Genomic DNA, 17025 nt, shown 5'->3' with positions numbered 1-17025 from the left:
GGGCTCCAGATGGAGATTGTACAAATTGTCGGACTAGGACTGGTGGCTACAATTCTCGCGCTAGTCATTAAGGAACAGAAGCCGATGTTCGCCTTTTTGCTGGCGATCGCGAGCGGAGTCATCATCTTTTACTTTCTCGTCGGAAAAATAGCAGATGTCATTCGTGTTTTGGAAAAATTGGCGGTTCAAGCAGATTTGAACCTTGTGTTTCTGGAAACGATTCTAAAAATCATTGGAATTGCCTATATTGCTGAATTCGGTGCACAGATGACCCGAGATGCTGGACAAGGTGCGATTGCTTCGAAAATCGAGCTCGCTGGAAAAGTCCTCATACTGGTTATGGCTGTACCGATCATCCAAATCATTATCGAAACAGTGATCGACTTGTTGCCGGCATAAGGGAGGTGGGATGTCCATGGCACACACTTGCAAGCTGATCCTGTTCTTGTTCCTGCTTCTTGCCTTGTTTCCAGTTGCGGTGTCTGCTGCAGTGACACCCGCTGTGACACCTGCAGCCGGTCCGATCAATCAAATCGTGCAACAACAGGTCGATCACTTGCAGCTAGACCGAGTCGAACAGTATTGGCATCAGTTGCAGCGCGACTATAAAGGGTACTTGCCCGACTTGAAATCGGAAGGCTTTATCCAAATCCTCATGCAGCAAGGTGACTTAAGTATTTCAGGCGTCCTGCAAGGAATGGGCAAATTCATCTTTCATGAGATTTTGATGAATGGCAAGCTGCTCAGTTCCATCATTATCATTACGGTCTTCGCGATGATTCTCGAAACGATGCAGAACGCCTTTGAACGCAATGCGGTATCGACAGTGGCGTACTCGATTACTTATCTCGTCTTGATGGTACTCGCGATCAACAGCTTCCATGTCGCCATTACCTATGCCAAAGACGCAATCGCGAACATGTCTGATTTCATGCTGGCCATGATTCCACTCGTCATCGCACTGCTTGCTTCGGTAGGTAATCTGGCATCCGCCACTATGTTTCACCCGCTGATTATCTTCATGATCAACACCAGTGGCATGATGATCTCTTATGTCGTGTTTCCGCTTCTGTTTCTCTCTGCGATGCTCTCTATCGTTAGCCTGTTTTCAGAGAGGTACAAAGTCACACAGTTAGCGACCCTGCTTCGCAATATTGCAATGGGTGTCCTTGGCTCATTTCTGACGATTTTTCTCGCCATCATTTCCATACAGGGAGCGACTTCAGCTGTTGCGGACGGGGTCACTCTCCGAACAGCGAAATACATCACAGGCAATTTCATCCCGATCGTAGGTCGTGTGTTCTCCGATGCGGCAGATACCGTACTCAATGCCTCGCTCCTGGTCAAAAATGCCGTCGGCTTGGCAGGGGTTTTAATCCTGATCATGCTATGCGCGTTTCCGGCTTTGAAGATACTGGTACTGGCTCTGATTTACAATCTGTCCTCGGCCGTACTCCAACCGCTTGGAAACAGCCCAATCATCAGTGCATTAGGTACGATTGGGAAAAGTCTTTTGTTCGTCTTCGCTGCTTTGGCGACAGTCGGCTTGATGTTCTTTCTGGCGATTACGATCATTATTGCGGCGGGCAACATCTCCATGATGGTTCGGTAGGTGATGAAATGACGTGGTTAACACTGTGGTTGAAAAAAATTATCCTGCTCGTCCTTTTGGCTGCCTTCCTCGATCTGATTCTGCCCAATACGACACTGCAACGCTACGTAAAAATGGTGATGGGCTTGATTCTCTTGCTGACGATCATTTCTCCCGTGTTTAGTCTGTTCAGCCTCTCGCAGGAAGATTTGGCCTTTCGTCTGGATCGCTACCAACAAGAGCTGAACAAACCTGCTTCGGCAGAGTGGAAACGCATCACTGACAAGCTGCTCGGTCAACAAAACCAACAGATGACCGCTTACGTCCAGTCACAGGTAGCGTCCTCGGTAAAAGCCAGTGTCAAAGAGCAGTACGGCGTAACTGTCGAAGATGTCACGATTACCGTCAATCAGCAAAATCCGGAACAGCCAACCCTTGAGCGAATCGAGTTGGTTGTCGGTGACGCGAACAAGGAAGAGCAAAAAGGGCAGAGCACGATTGAACCGATTAAACCTGTCCAGCCTGTTGAGATTTCGATTGGCGAACCCATTGAAATACAACCTGATCCCAAATCAGATATTGCAGCAACAGCTCATCATGACAATCCACTTTACGCGCAAATCACAAACGATGTCGCCAAAGAGTGGGGGCTTTCGAAGAGTCAAGTCGTCATCAAAGATGAATCGAGAGAAAGAGAGAAACAGTAGTGGATTCTGTCAGTGAAGTGAGGTGAAAACATTGAACCAATTGTGGGAAAAGCTGAAAAGTCTGTTCATAAAGAAACAAGGCGAGAGGATGCAGGAAGAAAAGAAAATCGTGGTGGGGAGCAAAGGCAAAAACCCAAAACTAAAGCCGCTGCATTATTTCATCGTCATATTGGGAATAGGTGTAGCCATTATGATTTTGACGGATTTCCTCAGAGTGGAAAAGATCAGCCACTCGGATTTGGAGATATAGGGAGTGAGGCGCCAGGTCCTCCTGGAGGTGATTCCACTTCCCATGTACTAGGGGGATCACCGACTACCGACATCATTGCAGAATATGAAAACATTTACGAGACACAGCTTCGGGATATCCTCGCTTCTGTTGTCGGCGTCGGTGAAGTAGAGGTCATGGTTAATCTGGAATCAACACCAGAGCTGGTTGTGGAAAAAAACCGAAACATTCGTTCCTCAACCAATCAGGAAATGGACAAAGAAAAGGCAACCCGCAATCAAAATGACCAGTCACGAGATGAGCAGGTCGTCATCGTGCAAGGCGGCAAGCAAGATGCCCCTGTTATTGTGAAGACGCTGAAGCCGAAAGTCCGCGGGGTCCTGGTAGTGGCTAAAGGGGCCGATAACATCCAGGTTAAAGCGTGGATCACTGAAGCCGTTCAAAAGGTTTTGGATGTACCCGCTTATAAAATATCCATTTTGCCCAAAAAAGGGTAGGAGGTAATGGCGAATGATTCTGCGAAAGCAAACGGTATGGTTGTTGACAATGCTTGCTGTCATGGTTGTGCTCTCCGGATATTACTTGGTGAAGGGGCCGCAAGAACAGGTCCCAACATCAGGACAAGAACAAGCCGTTCAGAAACAAGAGCAAAATTCTGGCGTGGTTGTTGAATCCAAGCAAGTAGATCACGCTCCACAAGCAACTCCTGTCGATCAAGCTCCAAAGGCAACTCCGGTAGACGAAAAAAATGGCACGCAGGAAGCCAAAACACCTGCTGCGCCAGAAGCAAAACCAGCCGCAACGAACACGGTCGTCCCAGTAGCAGAAACGGCGAGTGAAATCTTCCAAGGCTACAAAATGAAACGCGAAGCCATGCTGCAGCAACAAAAAGACGAACAGCTCGCAATCGTAAACAGCACGGAGTCTTCTCCGCAGGCAGTTGCAGAAGCGATGGCCAAGTTTGAAGAGCTGTCCAACGTGGAAAGTGCTACGATGACTGCAGAAGAAATGCTCAAGGCGAGTGGCTATCAGGATGCGGTCGTCACTGTCCAAAACGACAAGGCGACAGTCATTGTACAAAAAGATAAATTGAGCGCCAACGAGGTCGTGGAAATCATTGCAAACGTGAAGCAGCACTTGAATATCCCAGCGACAAACATTAACGTACAATACAAGTCATCTTAAAAAAGGCTGCGGTACTTTCTCGTTATAAGGGATTGGAGAAACGGGCATGATGGTAAGGATTTTCTCGCTTCTGTTGGAATAGAAGCGGGGAAATCCTTTCTTGACGTGGTATAGGCAACAGGCTACCATGGATTTATGGTTTGCCAAAAGGATACATAATGGACTCCACGAACCTTATTGAAAGAAAAGAAGGAGTGCTTGTTCGTAATGAAAATGCATGAAATCCGTGAAATTATTAAGTTAATTGATCAATCTTCCATTCAAGAATTTAACTTGGAAACAGAAGGTGCCAAGGTGTCTCTGAAAAAATCCAATGGTACGGAAACGATTGTCGTCACGCAACCAGCGGTTCAAGCTCCTGTTGCAGCACCAGTAGCACATATCCCGGCTCAGCCAGTTGTTGCGGCAGCGCCAGTCGTAGCAGAAGCTCCGAAAGCAGCAGTTGTACAAGCATCTGATGACGCAAATCTCCACAAGATTGTATCTCCAATGGTAGGAACTTTTTATAGCGCACCAGAACCAGGCAAGCCGTCTTACGTACAAGCTGGTGACAAAGTGAATGCGAGCAAAGTCGTTTGCATCGTGGAAGCTATGAAACTCTTTAACGAAATCGAAGCAGAAGTAAGCGGCGAGATCGTGAAAGTGCTCGTAGAAGATGGTCAATTGGTTGAGTATGGCCAAGCATTGTTTTTGGTGAAGCCAGAATAAGGTGGGGGAGAGCGGAATGTTTCAAAAAGTATTGATTGCCAATCGCGGGGAGATTGCCGTGCGTATTATCCGGGCATGCCGCGAGTTGGGCATTCGTACGGTCGCCGTCTACTCCGAAGCGGATCGTGAAGCGCTTCATGTGAAGCTGGCCGACGAAGCCTACTGTATTGGTCCAAAGGCATCCAAGGAAAGCTATTTGAATATAGCAAACATCATGAGTGTAGCGACCAAGGTAGGGGCAGACGCCATCCACCCTGGTTATGGTTTCTTGGCAGAAAACGCAGACTTTGCCGAGATTTGTACCGCCTGCAACATTACCTTTATCGGTCCAGACCCAGAAGCAATTGTGAAGATGGGGGACAAGTCCACAGCTAAGGATACGATGAAAACGGCAGGTGTACCTACTGTACCAGGTACGGAAGGACTGATTGAAGATGTGGCTGACGCTGTAGTCACCGCAAACGAGATTGGTTATCCTGTCATGGTCAAAGCGACAGCGGGTGGCGGCGGACGCGGAATGCGCGTAGCCGTTGACGACGAAGATTTGGAAAAAGCGATCCGTCAGGCGCAAAACGAGGCGAAAACGGCTTTTGGCAATTCAGGGGTTTACTTGGAGAAGTTCGTAGAAGGCCCACGACATGTGGAAATTCAAATCATGGCAGACAAGCATGGCAATGCCGTATTCCTGGGTGAGCGCGACTGCTCCATCCAACGTCGTCACCAAAAGCTGATCGAGGAAGCGCCATCTCCAGCATTGAGTGAAGAGCTGCGCCGACAAATGGGTGAAGCTGCTGTTGCGGCGGCAAAAGCCGTTTCCTATCACGGTGCAGGCACTGTCGAGTTTTTGCTGGACAAACACGGACAGTTCTACTTCATGGAAATGAATACGCGTATTCAGGTAGAACATCCTGTAACCGAGCTGGTGACTGGATTTGACCTGATCAAGGAGCAGCTGACCGTAGCGGCAGGCCAACCATTGTCCTTTACACAAGAGGATATCCAAATGGATGGCTGGTCTATTGAATGCCGCATTAATGCTGAGAATCCTGCGAAAAACTTCATGCCTTCGCCAGGTCGTATCACAGAATATTTGGCGCCAGGCGGCTTTGGTGTGCGCGTAGACAGTGCAGCGTATGCGGGATATTCCATTCCTCCATACTACGACTCTATGATCGCCAAGCTGATTGTGTGGGGCAAGGATCGTAACGAAGCGATTGACCGTATGAAGCGTGCCTTGAGCGAATTCGTCGTAGAAGGTATTACGACAACGATTCCATTCCATTTGAAGGTATTGGAGCATGAAGTATTTGTCAGCGGCAATTTCGATACGAAATTCTTGGAAACCTACGACTTGAACCTTGATGAAGAGTAAGTAGGGCTGATTTGTAAAAATACGGTGTGCTTGGTATAATGAAATACAAATCTAAAGGGAGGTGCGAAGCATGGAAGAGTTTACTCCAGATTTAGATAGAACAGAACTTGGTAAGGTCCAGATCGCTCCCGAAGTGTTGGAAGTGATTGCCGGCATGGCTGCGTCCGAAGTAGAAGGCGTAGCACAAATGAGCGGCGGTTTCGTAGGAGAAATAGCTGAACGTTTAGGCCGTAAAAATATAGCTCGTGGCGTTCGTGTGGAGGTTGGCTCCAAAGAAGCAGCGGTTGATGTGTCCATTATTGTCAAATACGGACATCGCATCCCGGAAGTCGCTCGAAATATTCAAGATAGTGTACGCAATGGGATCGAGAGCATGACAGGTCTTTCCGTAGTAGAAGTAAACGTACATATCGTTGATGTTGAGTTGAAAGCTGAAGAAAAAGCACCGGCGCCAGTACCGGTTGAAGAACACCAGCGCGTGCGCTAACAAGCAGCGGATGGATGCCCCCTACGAACAGGGGGCATTTTCCTCATTTGAAAACGTGATTTTGTTAGGCTTTTAGCGTAAATTCATGGAGTTTTTCGGAGCGTGCCGTGTTTGTCTCCTTTTTCAAACATGGCTGAAAGGAGAGGTGCTTGTGAACTTGTTTGACCGCTTTATCTTGACGATTTATAGCTTTGCGCTCATTGTTTTGTCCTGCATCGCGATTGCAGCGACCAGCGGATTGATTCATCCAGATTTTTTCCGCCCGTACGTGGATCAGATGCTGGCGGGTACGAACATCACCTATCTCGTTGTCGCGATTATTTTCCTCGTAGTCAGCCTTCGCTTCTTTTTCAGTTCTTTCCGCTCTAACAAGCCTAAAGTAGAACGGGGAATCCGTCAGCGCAGTGATTTGGGTGAGGTCAACATTACGATCCAGACAATCCAGACCATTGCAGAGCGTGCAGCCCGCCGTGTTAAAGGAGTGCGCGATATGAAAACGACAGTCAAAGCACTCGAGAGCGGCAATATTATCACCCTGCGTGTTTCAGTAGATGGCGAAACGCCATTGCCTGAACTGACACAGAAGCTACAGGCTGACGTGAAGGAGCAAGTCGAAGGGATTGCTGGTGTTGTCATTTCCGAGGTGGTCATTGTCGTGACGGAAGTAGCTCAGCAGGAAAACTACGCGGCTCGTAAACGGGTGGAATAGAAGGTGAAGTCCATGCTAAGGGAGTTAATGTGGGAACACAAGGGGAAGCTAATGGGGGTTTTGGCCGGGTTTTTTTTCGGCATCATCTACCTTCTCGTGGGATTTTGGGATACACTGGTTTTTGTTGTGATTGTCGGGACCGGTTATTACATTGGTCGCAAGCTTGATCATAAAGAAGACTTGCGTGAGATACTCGACAAGATTTTACCAGGTAAGTTTCGGTGACATAAAGAAGGTCCGAGCTCAATCTAATTAGTAGGTGAATGAATGGTATGAAACGAAGAACAGCACGAGAAAAAGCAGTTCAATGTCTTTTCCAAATCGATATGGCAGAGGTTCCGCTAACGGATGCGGTCGCCCTCGTCATGGAAGAATCCGAGGAAAATGCGCAGTACTTGCGTTATCTCCTCGACGGTGTATTGAATAACTTGACTGAGATTGATGCAGAAATCAAGAAGTATCTGCGTGGATGGCAATTGGAACGCATCGCCAATGTAGATCGCGCTATTCTTCGTCTGGCTTTTTACGAGATCATGTTCGAGCAAGGCACTCCTGACAAAGTCGTGATGAACGAAGCGATTGAGATCGCGAAGCTCTTTAGCGACGAGCAGTCCCACCGATACATTAACGGTGTGTTGTCTAGCTTCTTGCAATCGCGTGAAACCAAGCAGGCGTAATAGGTAGGAGATACAAGCATGAGTAAGGTAATGTTGGGCATCGACACGAGCAATTACCGGACATCACTGTGCTTGGCAGAGGAAGACGGCCGAATTGTCGCAGAAGCAAAACGCCTTCTGAAAGTAAAGGAGGGCAAGCGCGGACTGCAACAATCCGAAGCCGTCTTTCAGCATGTGATGAACCTGCCGGAATTAAGTGAAGAGATGAAGTGGAAGGATTACGAGATTGCAGCGATTTGCGTGAGCGAGAAGCCGCGTCCGCAAGACGGATCGTACATGCCTGTATTTAAGGTAGGAGAGGGCTTGGCGAAATCGTTGGCGACGTATTTGCGCGTTCCCCTCCACTTGACCACTCATCAAGAGGGGCATATCGCGGCGGGGGAATATACTGCTGAGGTACGTCCGACAGACGATCGCTTTTTGGCCGTACATTTGTCTGGGGGCACCAGTGAGTTGTTGTTGTGCGAGCGTCATGCAGCCGGTTATGCCATTGAGAAAATCGGTGGAACGATTGATCTGCACGCTGGGCAGCTGGTTGATCGGATTGGTGTGGCACTCGGTCTGTCCTTTCCTGCAGGTCCCGCGTTGGAGCAGTTAGCCAAGGACTCAACAGGTGCGTTTCGGATTTCTTCGGCGGTTGATGGGCTTTCCTTTAGCTTTTCTGGTCCAGAAGCTTCGCTTTTGCGTGAAGTGGAGAAGGGAAGTACGAGCCCTGCTGAGATTGCTCGGGCGACAGAGCAATGTATTGCCAATACACTAGAGAAGTCATTGCGCCATGCTGTAGAGCAAGGCTACCCGAAGGATATCTTGATTGTTGGTGGAGTAGCTGCTAATTATTACATACGTGAGCGGCTGATCAAACGCCTGCAACACCCTGCTGTGAAGGCGAAGCTGTACTTCTGTGACCCCGTTTACTCCGGTGATAATGCCTATGGAGTCGCTATGTTGGGGTGGATGAAGCAAAAGACGAACATTAAATAAATGAAAACTTTTTATAATTCGGCTTTACAGCTGAGGGGGAAATCGGTACACTTAACGTATCGACGTTGATAAAGGAGGCAATTTCTCCATGGCTGCAACCATTCTCCAGGGAAAAGAAGTAGCACAGAGTATTCGGGCCGAATTGGCGCACGAAGTAGCTGAATTGAAAAAACAAGGGATCGTACCGGGTTTGACCGTTGTCATTGTTGGAGACGACCCGGCTTCACACTCCTATGTGCGTGGTAAAGCAAAAGGCTGCGAGGAAGTCGGTATTTCATCCGAGATCATCATGAAGGACGCTGACATCACAGAGGAAGAGTTGTTGATTATCATTCAACAGTTGAACGAAAATCCGAACGTTAATGGGATTTTGGTTCAGCTTCCTCTTCCCGGTCATATTTCAGAGCATGCGGTAATTGAAGCCATTGCTCCTGAAAAAGATGTGGATGGTTTCCATCCGATTAGCGTAGGAAACATGGTATTGGGAAATGATACGCTGCTTCCTTGCACACCACACGGGATTATTGAATTGATCAAGCGCACAGGTACCCCTATGGCAGGCAAACATGCAGTAGTGATCGGACGTAGCAACATCGTTGGTAAGCCGGTCTCATTGCTACTGCAACAGGAAAATGCTACGGTAACCATGTGTCATTCTCGCACGCAAAATCTCGAGGACTACACCCAAAAGGCAGACATTCTCGTCGTTGCAACCGGTAGGGCTCATATGATCGGCAAGGAGCATGTCAAACCGGGCGCTGTCGTTATTGACGTTGGTGTGAACCGCATCGAAACGGGTAAGCTGGTTGGAGATGTCAAGTTCGACGAGGTCAAAGAAGTGGCTAGCTTTTTGACCCCAGTTCCGGGTGGTGTTGGCCCGATGACAATTACGATGCTGCTGAAAAATACCGTTGCGGCAGCGAAAAAGCAAGCAAAACAATAGAAGAAAATCGGCAACTTATTATAGAATGGATAAGGCATAAGCTTTATCCATTCTTTTGCATAGTCCTTGTTATATGCACGGCAAAGCCAAGTTTTTTGTAAAGGAGGGGCCGCATGGCATTACAAGATATCTTATCAGTGAGTGATCTCAATCGTTATATTAAGCTGGTGCTGGAACAGGAACCCCACCTTCAAGATATATGGGTGAGAGGGGAAATCTCCAATTTTACCCACCATTCCAGCGGTCATATGTATTTCACGCTCAAGGACAAGCAGTCCCGCATCAAAGTCGTCATGTTTGCGAGTCATAACCGCTTCCTGCGTTTCTTGCCCAAAGATGGAGCAAAAGCGATCGTACGCGGGTCTATTTCTGCATACGAACGGGACGGCGCGTATCAGCTGTACGCCAAAGAGATGCAGCCAGATGGTCTTGGCTCGCTTTATCTAGCATTTGAGCAGCTGAAAGAAAAATTGGCTCAAGAAGGGTTGTTTGCAGCGGAGAGGAAACGGATGCTTCCGCGTTTTCCCAAACGTGTCGGTGTCGTCACTTCTCCGACAGGAGCAGCCATTCGAGATATTTGCACGACGATTCGCAGACGGTATCCGCAAGCAGAGATCGTACTTTCACCAGCCGTTGTCCAAGGTACGGAAGCACCTGCATCGATTGTCTCCGCTATTCGGATTATGAACGACCAGCCTGATATTGATGTTCTCATCGTAGGGCGAGGTGGTGGTTCCATCGAGGAGCTGTGGGCGTTTAATGATGAAAACGTAGCGAGGGCAATTGCTGCATCACTCATCCCTGTCATCTCCGCTGTTGGACACGAGACGGATGTGACGATCGCCGACTTCGTTGCAGATGTCCGTGCAGCTACGCCTACAGCGGCAGCTGAATTGGCTGTACCGCATTATTTGGAATGGGTCGAGAGAGTGCGGCAGCTCGAAATACGGATGCATCGAGCAGTACGTGGTACCATGACAGAGCAGAGGAACCGTTTGACACGCTTGAGCAATTCGTATGCGATGCGCCAACCGGAGCGAAGATTGGAGGAAGCCTCTGAACGATTGGATCGGGCACATTTGCGGATGCGTCAATCGATGAAGCATTTGCTGGAAAGAAGACGCGAGCGCTATACGCGATTAGACGAACAGATCAAGCGCTATCGTCTTGCCGATCAAGTTGGGGATAAAAGAAAAAATCTGTCTAAACTCCGCGCCACCCTGGACGAACGAATGCTCGGCCGTCTCAACCAAAAAAGAATGGCATTCGCAGCTCGTGTAGCTACATTGGAAGCACTGAGTCCGCTGAAGGTCATGCAGCGTGGTTTCTCACTCGTATACACGAATGACAGACTCATAAAATCGGTGGAACAGTTTGCTCCGGGCGATGAGATCATGGTACGATTAAGTGATGGCAGTGCGACTGCGCGTGTAGAAAAAGTGAACCGGGAGGAGGAGAAGAAGAGTGGCTCGCAAGAAAACAGAACAAGAGACTGATATGCAGTTTGAAGACGCGATGAAGCGTCTGGAAGAAGTCGTCAATCGACTCGAGGAAGGAGATATTCCCCTCGAAGAAGCGATTTCGTTATATCAGGAAGGAGTAACTCTTTCCAGAATTTGCGGTCAAAAGCTGGATGCAATCGAAGCGAAGATTACCCAGTTGGTAGAAGAAGACGGGCAGGTAAAGCAGAAGGCTTTTCGCGTGGAAGGAGAATAATGATCGGCGTGCATACATTCGAGAGTTATTTGGTGGAGAAGACCGCCTATATAGAACAAAAACTCCTGCCCGCCCTTGAGCAGCAAGGAGTCCCGGAAAACTTGTACGAATCCATGAAGTATTCGCTCATGGCAGGCGGAAAGAGGCTGCGTCCCATGCTGGTATTGGCGGTCCTCGAAGCATTGGACAAGCCGATTGAACGGGGTGTGGCATTTGCGGCTGCCTTGGAAATGATACATACGTACTCCTTGATTCATGATGACCTCCCTGCTATGGACGACGATGATCTTCGTCGCGGAAAACCGACCAATCACAAAGTATTCGGTGAAGCAACAGCCATTCTCGCAGGAGATGCCTTGTTGACGAGAGCATTCGCATACATTGCAGAAGCTTACATGGATCGAGCTGATGTTTCAGCGGCTACTACCGTAAAACTGATTGCGGAGCTGGGAAAACGTGCAGGAGCAACTGGCATGGTCGGCGGACAAATGGCTGATATCGAAGGGGAGAGCAAGCGTCTTAACCTGGAGCAGCTCGAATTTATCCATCGTCACAAAACGGGTGATCTCTTGATCGCAGCCTTGCGCGGGGGAGGCTACCTCGCAGAAGCATCCGAAGGACAAATGGAAGCATTGACACGCTATGGCGTTTGCATTGGTCTTGCTTTTCAAATTCAGGATGACATCTTGAATGTGGAAGGAGATGCCCAAGAGCTGGGGAAAGCAGTTGGCAGCGATGCGGATCGGGAAAAGGCGACGTACCCATCGCTTCTTGGTCTAGCAGAATCGAAGACGCGTCTTGACGAATTGATTGCGGAGGCAAAAGCAGCACTTGCAGATGCGGGAATTGAGAACTCTGCACTCAGCCCTTTGGCCGACTACGTTCGTGATCGTAATAAATAAGTGAAAGCTGGCAACCCATACGGGAAATGCCAGCTTTTTTGTATACCTACGTATTACAAGCTTTTATCGTCAATGCTATTTAAAAATTGTTCAATCTCGCCAATCACTGATGGTATACTGTCGTCCTCAAAGGGAGAATACAGCTTCGCCACTTGTACCAACTCGAGGAACGATTTGCTTCCGCCTTCACGGCAAAGCGTCAAATAATCCTCCCAAGCCTGCTTCGGCTCAGATTGAGACCGTTTCCAAAATTGGAACGCGCAAATCTGTGCCAATGTGTAGTCGATGTAATAGAAGGGGCTATGAAAAATATGCGCTTGTTGCTGCCAGAAACCGCCCTCCTCCAGATACTCATTCTGTGAGTAATTGCGATGCGGGAGGTACTTGCGCTCAATTTCACGCCAAGCCCGTTTGCGCTCTGTCGGGGTCATATCTGGGTTCTCGTAGATAACATGCTGGAACTCATCAACAGACACCCCATACGGAATGAACTGGAGTCCGCCACTCAAATGAGAGAACTTGTATTTGTCGGTATCTTCTTTGAAAAAATGCTCCATCCATGGCCAGGTCAAAAACTCCATGCTCATCGAATGGATTTCACAGGCCTCATAGGTTGGGAAATGATATTCAGGGACCTCAAAATCTCGGCTTACATACACCTGAAACGCATGTCCTGCCTCGTGCGTGAGTACGTCGATATCACCAGATGTACCATTAAAATTGGCGAAAATATAGGGGAGCCTGTATTGGCTGATGTATTCACAGTAGCCGCCTGTAGCCTTCCCTTTTTTGCTCAATAAATCAAAACAGTCGTTGTCCAGCATGAAGTTGTAAAATTCGTCCGTTTCAGGTGACAACTCGGCATACATCTTTTTCCCGTTTTCCACAATCCATTCCGGCGGGCCTTTCGGGCTTGGATTCCCTGTAGCGAAATCAAAGGAGAGATCGTAATACTCAAGTGTATCGACACCAATGCGCTGGCGCTGACGTTCGACGAGCTTAGACGCTACTGGAACGATGTGCTCAAGCACTTGCCGGCGGAAACTGCCTACCATTTCTGCGTTGTAATCGGTACGGTTCATACGTGCATAGGCTAGCTCCACAAAGCTAGTGAAGCCGAGTTTTTTGGCGATGCGTGTGCGTACCTTGACGAGCTGATCGTAAATGCGATCAAATTCGTCCGTATGTTGCCGCATAAAACCATACTTCGCTTCATTAGCACGTTTGCGCATGTCTCTATCTTTCGCGATTGTAAAAGGAACGATCTCTGAAAGGTTTCGCTCTTCTCCTTCAAACATGATTTTGGCAGAAGCTTTCAGTGCGAGATATTGACTGGCCAAACGGTTTTCTTCCTGCAAATCAGAAATGACTTCTGGCGAAAATGTACGGAGTGTGCTCTCCGCGATGCGGAAAAGCTGTGCTCCCCATTTTTCCTCCAATTCAGCGCGGAAGGAAGAATCGACGATCGCCTGATAGTAGCGGGAAACGATTCCGGTATACAAAGGAGTTGCTTCATCCCAATAGTCCTGCTCGGCTTTGTAGAAAGGATCTTCTGTATTGATCGTGTGGCGAATTTGTGCGACATTCCGCGCTGATTCCACTTCTTGTCGCAGTTTGTTCAATTGAGCCATGAGTGTATCTTGCTCAGAGAAGCTTGTAGCATGTTGAAACGCTTCCAACAATTGCTTGAATTGTCCTTCAACTTTGTCCATATCCATGCGTTCATACTGAATTTGTGAGAACTTCACGGACGTCCACCTCTTTTGTTCGGAGTATGTATTCATAATTATCTTACCAGAAAATGCAAGAGATCGCCTTCATATTCGTATATGTTGATGAAAAGTGGTGTTTTTATTAAGAAACCGTTATAATGAATCAAGCTGAAAATAAGCGAAATCGGCTATAGCAATAAGGAAAGCCGGGTTTTCTAGCGGCTTGATTGATATGCAGCATGCACAATCGCCGGAGAACGAACAGTGGAAAGTGAGGAATACCAGTGCTGCTTACTACTATAAATGATCCTCAAGACTTGAAAAAGTGCACGCAACCGCAGCTACATACATTGGCATCCGAGATCCGTCAGTTTTTAATCGAGACGTTATCGAAAACAGGTGGCCATCTCGCGCCGAATCTGGGAGTCGTCGAGTTGACGCTAGCGCTGCACTATGTTTTTGACAGTCCCAAGGACAAGCTGATCTGGGATGTCGGACATCAAGCATACGTACATAAACTGCTGACAGGACGCCGGGAAATGTTTCCGACCTTGCGTCAGTATAAAGGTCTGTGTGGGTTCCCGAAAATGGTGGAAAGCCCGCATGACGTCTGGGAAACCGGGCATAGCAGTACGTCATTGTCTGCAGCAATGGGGATGGCGACTGCGCGGGATTTGAAAAAAGAAAAGAACCATGTGATTGCTGTGATCGGAGACGGTGCACTGACAGGTGGTATGGCTCTGGAGGCCTTGAATCACATCGGTCATGAGCGTAAGAATGTCATCGTTGTATTAAATGATAACGAAATGTCCATCGCGCCAAACGTTGGGGCATTGCACAACTACTTGGGGAAAATTCGCTCGACGGAGAACTATCAATGGGCGAAGGATGAAGTCGAAGGATTGTTGAAATCCATTCCGGCTGTAGGGGGCAAATTGGCTCACATGGCTGAACGCTTCAAGGACAGCATGAAATACTTGCTCGTATCTGGCGTTCTCTTCGAAGAGCTCGGCTTTACGTATATTGGCCCAATCGACGGACATAATATGGAGCTGTTACTCGATACATTGAAGACGGCCAAGCATACAAAAGGCCCTGTTTTGATTCATGCCATCACGAAAAAAGGACTAGGCTATGCGCCAGCGGAAGCTGACTCTGTCAAATGGCATGGTATCGGTACGTATAAAATCGAGTCAGGTGATACACCGAAATCAGCACCAACGTATACGTCTGTTTTTGCGGATACGATGATGAAGCTCGCAGATGAAGACAATTCGATCGTGGCTGTTACTCCTGCGATGCCAGCGGGTTCAGGCTTGATCCCATTTGGACAGAAGTACCCTGACAGACTGTTTGATGTTGGGATTGCAGAGCAGCACGCATGTACATTTGCTGCAGGATTAGCGACACAAGGCTTGAAGCCAGTCTTTGCGATTTATTCGACTTTTTTGCAAAGAGCCTATGATCAGTTGATCCACGATGTCGCACGCCAAAAACTCAATGTGATTTTCGCCGTTGACCGTGCTGGACTCGTCGGAGCAGACGGGGAGACACACCAAGGGATGTACGATGTGGCATTTATGCGTATCATTCCCAATATGGTCATTATGGCACCGAAGGATGAAAATGAGCTGCGTCACATGATGAAGACAGCAGTGGAATATAAAGAAGGTCCGATCTCTTATCGTTATCCGAGATTGCCGACTCGTGGCGTTAAAATGGATGATGATCTGCAAGTGCTGCCAATTGGAAAAGCGGAGATTGTACGCGAAGGCAAACACGTGGCAATCCTGTCGTTCGGTCACGTATTCGAAATTGCTGAGGCGGCTGTCAATCAGCTTCAAGAAGAAGGAATCAAACCGATGCTGGTTAATGCGCGTTTTTGCAAGCCTTTGGACGAAGAGCTGTTGTTCCGTCTGGCGAAGGAAGGCTACGATATCATTACGGTCGAAGAGGGCTGTGAAATGGGTGGATTCGGCAGCGCTGTCATTGAATGCTACAATCGTGCAGGCTATCACGGCATGAATGTACAGGTTGTCGCCGTACCTGATTATTTTGTTGAGCATGGAAGTGTGAAAGAACAGCGGCAAGAGGTAGGGCTCACAGCTGATAATATTGCTGCTCGTGTCCGATCCTTGATGCCAATTTCGAAGGGCGTAGTGGAAGCATGAGTGTAAGAAAAGAACGGGTTGATGTTCTCTTGGTCGAAAGAGGCCATTATGAGACCAGAGAAAAAGCAAAAGCAGCCGTAATGGCAGGTCTTGTGCAAGTAGCTGGCGAGCGCTGTGACAAGCCGGGAACCAAATTTGCCGAGGATGTTGCGATTACGGTGAAGGGCGAGGTACACCCGTATGTGAGTCGGGGTGGCCTCAAGCTGGAAAAGGCATTGCGTGTCTTTGAAATCGACATGAAGGATCGTGTCATGATGGACATCGGGGCTTCCACTGGCGGATTTACTGATTGTGCGCTACAAAACGGTGCGCGACGTGTATACGCTATTGATGTCGGGTACGGACAGCTCGCGTGGAGCTTGCGACAGGATGAACGAGTGGTCGTCATGGAACGGACGAATTTCCGCCATATGGACCCGGAAGCGTTTGAACATGAGCGTCCAAACTCGGCATCGATTGACGTATCGTTTATTTCATTGCGATTGATTTTACCCGTGTTGTACCGTTTTCTGACGGGTGGCGGTGACGTCGTTGCGCTGGTTAAGCCTCAATTTGAAGCCGGCAAGGATAGAGTCGGAAAGAATGGAATCGTCCGTGATCCAGAAGTACACGAGAGCGTGCTGACTGACATCGGTCAATTTGCCAGTGGATTGGGTTTCGCGCTAAAGGGCTTGGACTACTCTCCAATTACAGGGGGAGAAGGAAACATTGAATTTGTTATGCATGTCCAGAAAAGTGAGGGCGGCATGGATTCGGAAGCTTGGCTGCAATGCGTAACAGAGGTAGTTGCCTCTGCTCATGCGAATTTGAAATAGGATAAAAAACCAAAGCCTCGAGAGTTTTGTCACAATCGAGGCTTTTTATTTATGCATGTGAAGTTGTATACTTGTATATGAGGTTGTTCAAGAAGGATTTCCAACCAACCAGTTTTGGGG

General features: G+C 48.3%; 18 protein-coding genes and 1 pseudogene. 18 read left to right on the top strand and 1 reads right to left on the bottom strand.

Annotated elements, in window-relative coordinates; translation table 11 throughout:
• The first annotated feature begins 9 nt into the window (after positions 1 to 9).
• The 16 genes and pseudogenes from spoIIIAD to ACQ5DJ_RS02365 all read left to right on the top strand — a co-directional run bounded on the left by spoIIIAD (position 10) and on the right by ACQ5DJ_RS02365 (position 12207).
• Positions 10 to 399 (top strand): stage III sporulation protein AD, encoded by a 390-nt coding sequence (gene spoIIIAD, locus ACQ5DJ_RS02440; RefSeq protein WP_017247996.1) that lies wholly within the window; start codon positions 10 to 12, stop codon positions 397 to 399.
• A gap of 16 nt (positions 400 to 415) precedes the next feature.
• Positions 416 to 1612, top strand: a complete 1197-nt coding sequence (gene spoIIIAE / locus ACQ5DJ_RS02435; RefSeq protein WP_174224779.1) for a stage III sporulation protein AE — start codon at positions 416 to 418, stop codon at positions 1610 to 1612.
• A gap of 8 nt (positions 1613 to 1620) precedes the next feature.
• Entirely contained in the window at positions 1621 to 2298 is a 678-nt protein-coding gene (gene spoIIIAF, locus ACQ5DJ_RS02430; RefSeq protein WP_429841021.1) for a stage III sporulation protein AF, read from the top strand.
• Positions 2299 to 2329: 31 nt separating this feature from the next.
• Positions 2330 to 3024: pseudogene (spoIIIAG, locus tag ACQ5DJ_RS02425) on the top strand (stage III sporulation protein AG).
• Positions 3025 to 3037: 13 nt separating this feature from the next.
• Entirely contained in the window at positions 3038 to 3712 is a 675-nt protein-coding gene (locus ACQ5DJ_RS02420) for a SpoIIIAH-like family protein (RefSeq protein WP_429841020.1), read from the top strand.
• 207 nt (positions 3713 to 3919) lie between these two features.
• Positions 3920 to 4420, top strand: a complete 501-nt coding sequence (gene accB, locus ACQ5DJ_RS02415; RefSeq protein ID WP_429841019.1) for an acetyl-CoA carboxylase biotin carboxyl carrier protein — start codon at positions 3920 to 3922, stop codon at positions 4418 to 4420.
• Between the two features lie 16 nt (positions 4421 to 4436).
• On the top strand, positions 4437 to 5792 hold the full coding sequence (gene accC, locus ACQ5DJ_RS02410) for an acetyl-CoA carboxylase biotin carboxylase subunit (protein WP_429841018.1): 1356 nt from the start codon (positions 4437 to 4439) through the stop codon (positions 5790 to 5792).
• A gap of 70 nt (positions 5793 to 5862) precedes the next feature.
• Positions 5863 to 6279 (top strand): Asp23/Gls24 family envelope stress response protein, encoded by a 417-nt coding sequence (locus tag ACQ5DJ_RS02405; protein ID WP_017248004.1) that lies wholly within the window; start codon positions 5863 to 5865, stop codon positions 6277 to 6279.
• Positions 6280 to 6430: 151 nt separating this feature from the next.
• Positions 6431 to 6988: an alkaline shock response membrane anchor protein AmaP gene (gene amaP / locus ACQ5DJ_RS02400; RefSeq protein ID WP_144616206.1), complete on the top strand. Its 558-nt coding sequence runs from the start codon at positions 6431 to 6433 to the stop codon at positions 6986 to 6988.
• Between the two features lie 12 nt (positions 6989 to 7000).
• Complete coding sequence (locus ACQ5DJ_RS02395) at positions 7001 to 7213, top strand: DUF2273 domain-containing protein (RefSeq protein ID WP_429841112.1); 213 nt, start codon at positions 7001 to 7003, stop codon at positions 7211 to 7213.
• A gap of 47 nt (positions 7214 to 7260) precedes the next feature.
• Positions 7261 to 7665, top strand: coding sequence for a transcription antitermination factor NusB (gene nusB / locus ACQ5DJ_RS02390; RefSeq protein WP_186380595.1), 405 nt, complete (start codon positions 7261 to 7263; stop codon positions 7663 to 7665).
• Positions 7666 to 7683: 18 nt separating this feature from the next.
• Positions 7684 to 8646 (top strand): O-sialoglycoprotein endopeptidase, encoded by a 963-nt coding sequence (locus ACQ5DJ_RS02385; RefSeq protein ID WP_429841017.1) that lies wholly within the window; start codon positions 7684 to 7686, stop codon positions 8644 to 8646.
• Between the two features lie 88 nt (positions 8647 to 8734).
• Positions 8735 to 9589: a bifunctional methylenetetrahydrofolate dehydrogenase/methenyltetrahydrofolate cyclohydrolase FolD gene (gene folD / locus ACQ5DJ_RS02380; RefSeq protein ID WP_429841016.1), complete on the top strand. Its 855-nt coding sequence runs from the start codon at positions 8735 to 8737 to the stop codon at positions 9587 to 9589.
• A gap of 113 nt (positions 9590 to 9702) precedes the next feature.
• Entirely contained in the window at positions 9703 to 11085 is a 1383-nt protein-coding gene (xseA, locus tag ACQ5DJ_RS02375; RefSeq protein WP_429841015.1) for an exodeoxyribonuclease VII large subunit, read from the top strand.
• A complete protein-coding gene (xseB, locus tag ACQ5DJ_RS02370; protein ID WP_144616196.1) occupies positions 11054 to 11305 on the top strand; it encodes an exodeoxyribonuclease VII small subunit in 252 nt (83 codons plus the stop codon). Before xseA ends, xseB begins: the two co-directional genes overlap by 32 nt.
• Complete coding sequence (locus ACQ5DJ_RS02365) at positions 11305 to 12207, top strand: polyprenyl synthetase family protein (RefSeq protein ID WP_429841014.1); 903 nt, start codon at positions 11305 to 11307, stop codon at positions 12205 to 12207. Before xseB ends, ACQ5DJ_RS02365 begins: the two co-directional genes overlap by 1 nt.
• A 53-nt stretch (positions 12208 to 12260) precedes the next feature.
• Here ACQ5DJ_RS02365 and ACQ5DJ_RS02360 read toward each other — a convergent pair whose 3' ends face one another.
• The gene (locus tag ACQ5DJ_RS02360) at positions 12261 to 13955 is read right to left on the bottom strand and encodes a M3 family oligoendopeptidase (RefSeq protein ID WP_429841013.1); all 1695 of its coding nucleotides are present in this window, start codon (positions 13953 to 13955) and stop codon (positions 12261 to 12263) included.
• Positions 13956 to 14203: 248 nt separating this feature from the next.
• On the opposite strand from ACQ5DJ_RS02360, the gene dxs reads away from it, so the two are divergent.
• Together dxs and ACQ5DJ_RS02350 are read left to right on the top strand one after the other, a co-directional pair.
• Entirely contained in the window at positions 14204 to 16090 is a 1887-nt protein-coding gene (dxs, locus tag ACQ5DJ_RS02355; protein WP_429841012.1) for a 1-deoxy-D-xylulose-5-phosphate synthase, read from the top strand.
• Positions 16087 to 16905, top strand: a complete 819-nt coding sequence (locus ACQ5DJ_RS02350; RefSeq protein WP_429841011.1) for a TlyA family RNA methyltransferase — start codon at positions 16087 to 16089, stop codon at positions 16903 to 16905. Before dxs ends, ACQ5DJ_RS02350 begins: the two co-directional genes overlap by 4 nt.
• Positions 16906 to 17025 lie beyond the last annotated feature (120 nt).

The sequence above is a fragment of the Brevibacillus sp. FIR094 genome, from assembly GCF_050477165.1.
Classification (GTDB): domain Bacteria; phylum Bacillota; class Bacilli; order Brevibacillales; family Brevibacillaceae; genus Brevibacillus.
This window is presented reverse-complemented; position numbering and strand designations above follow the sequence as displayed.

What these genes read in the sequence shown, in the direction of transcription:
- ACQ5DJ_RS02365 (WP_429841014.1), top strand. Translation starts at nt 11,305, where the DNA reads ATGATCGGCGTGCATACATTCGAGAGTTATTTGGTGGAGAAGACCGCC.
- ACQ5DJ_RS02350 (WP_429841011.1), top strand. Translation starts at nt 16,087, where the DNA reads ATGAGTGTAAGAAAAGAACGGGTTGATGTTCTCTTGGTCGAAAGAGGC.
- ACQ5DJ_RS02405 (WP_017248004.1), top strand. Translation starts at nt 5,863, where the DNA reads ATGGAAGAGTTTACTCCAGATTTAGATAGAACAGAACTTGGTAAGGTC.
- nusB (WP_186380595.1), top strand. Translation starts at nt 7,261, where the DNA reads ATGAAACGAAGAACAGCACGAGAAAAAGCAGTTCAATGTCTTTTCCAA.
- ACQ5DJ_RS02420 (WP_429841020.1), top strand. Translation starts at nt 3,038, where the DNA reads ATGATTCTGCGAAAGCAAACGGTATGGTTGTTGACAATGCTTGCTGTC.
- ACQ5DJ_RS02395 (WP_429841112.1), top strand. Translation starts at nt 7,001, where the DNA reads ATGCTAAGGGAGTTAATGTGGGAACACAAGGGGAAGCTAATGGGGGTT.
- xseA (WP_429841015.1), top strand. Translation starts at nt 9,703, where the DNA reads ATGGCATTACAAGATATCTTATCAGTGAGTGATCTCAATCGTTATATT.
- spoIIIAE (WP_174224779.1), top strand. Translation starts at nt 416, where the DNA reads ATGGCACACACTTGCAAGCTGATCCTGTTCTTGTTCCTGCTTCTTGCC.
- spoIIIAD (WP_017247996.1), top strand. Translation starts at nt 10, where the DNA reads ATGGAGATTGTACAAATTGTCGGACTAGGACTGGTGGCTACAATTCTC.
- ACQ5DJ_RS02385 (WP_429841017.1), top strand. Translation starts at nt 7,684, where the DNA reads ATGAGTAAGGTAATGTTGGGCATCGACACGAGCAATTACCGGACATCA.
- accC (WP_429841018.1), top strand. Translation starts at nt 4,437, where the DNA reads ATGTTTCAAAAAGTATTGATTGCCAATCGCGGGGAGATTGCCGTGCGT.
- folD (WP_429841016.1), top strand. Translation starts at nt 8,735, where the DNA reads ATGGCTGCAACCATTCTCCAGGGAAAAGAAGTAGCACAGAGTATTCGG.
- accB (WP_429841019.1), top strand. Translation starts at nt 3,920, where the DNA reads ATGAAAATGCATGAAATCCGTGAAATTATTAAGTTAATTGATCAATCT.
- spoIIIAF (WP_429841021.1), top strand. Translation starts at nt 1,621, where the DNA reads ATGACGTGGTTAACACTGTGGTTGAAAAAAATTATCCTGCTCGTCCTT.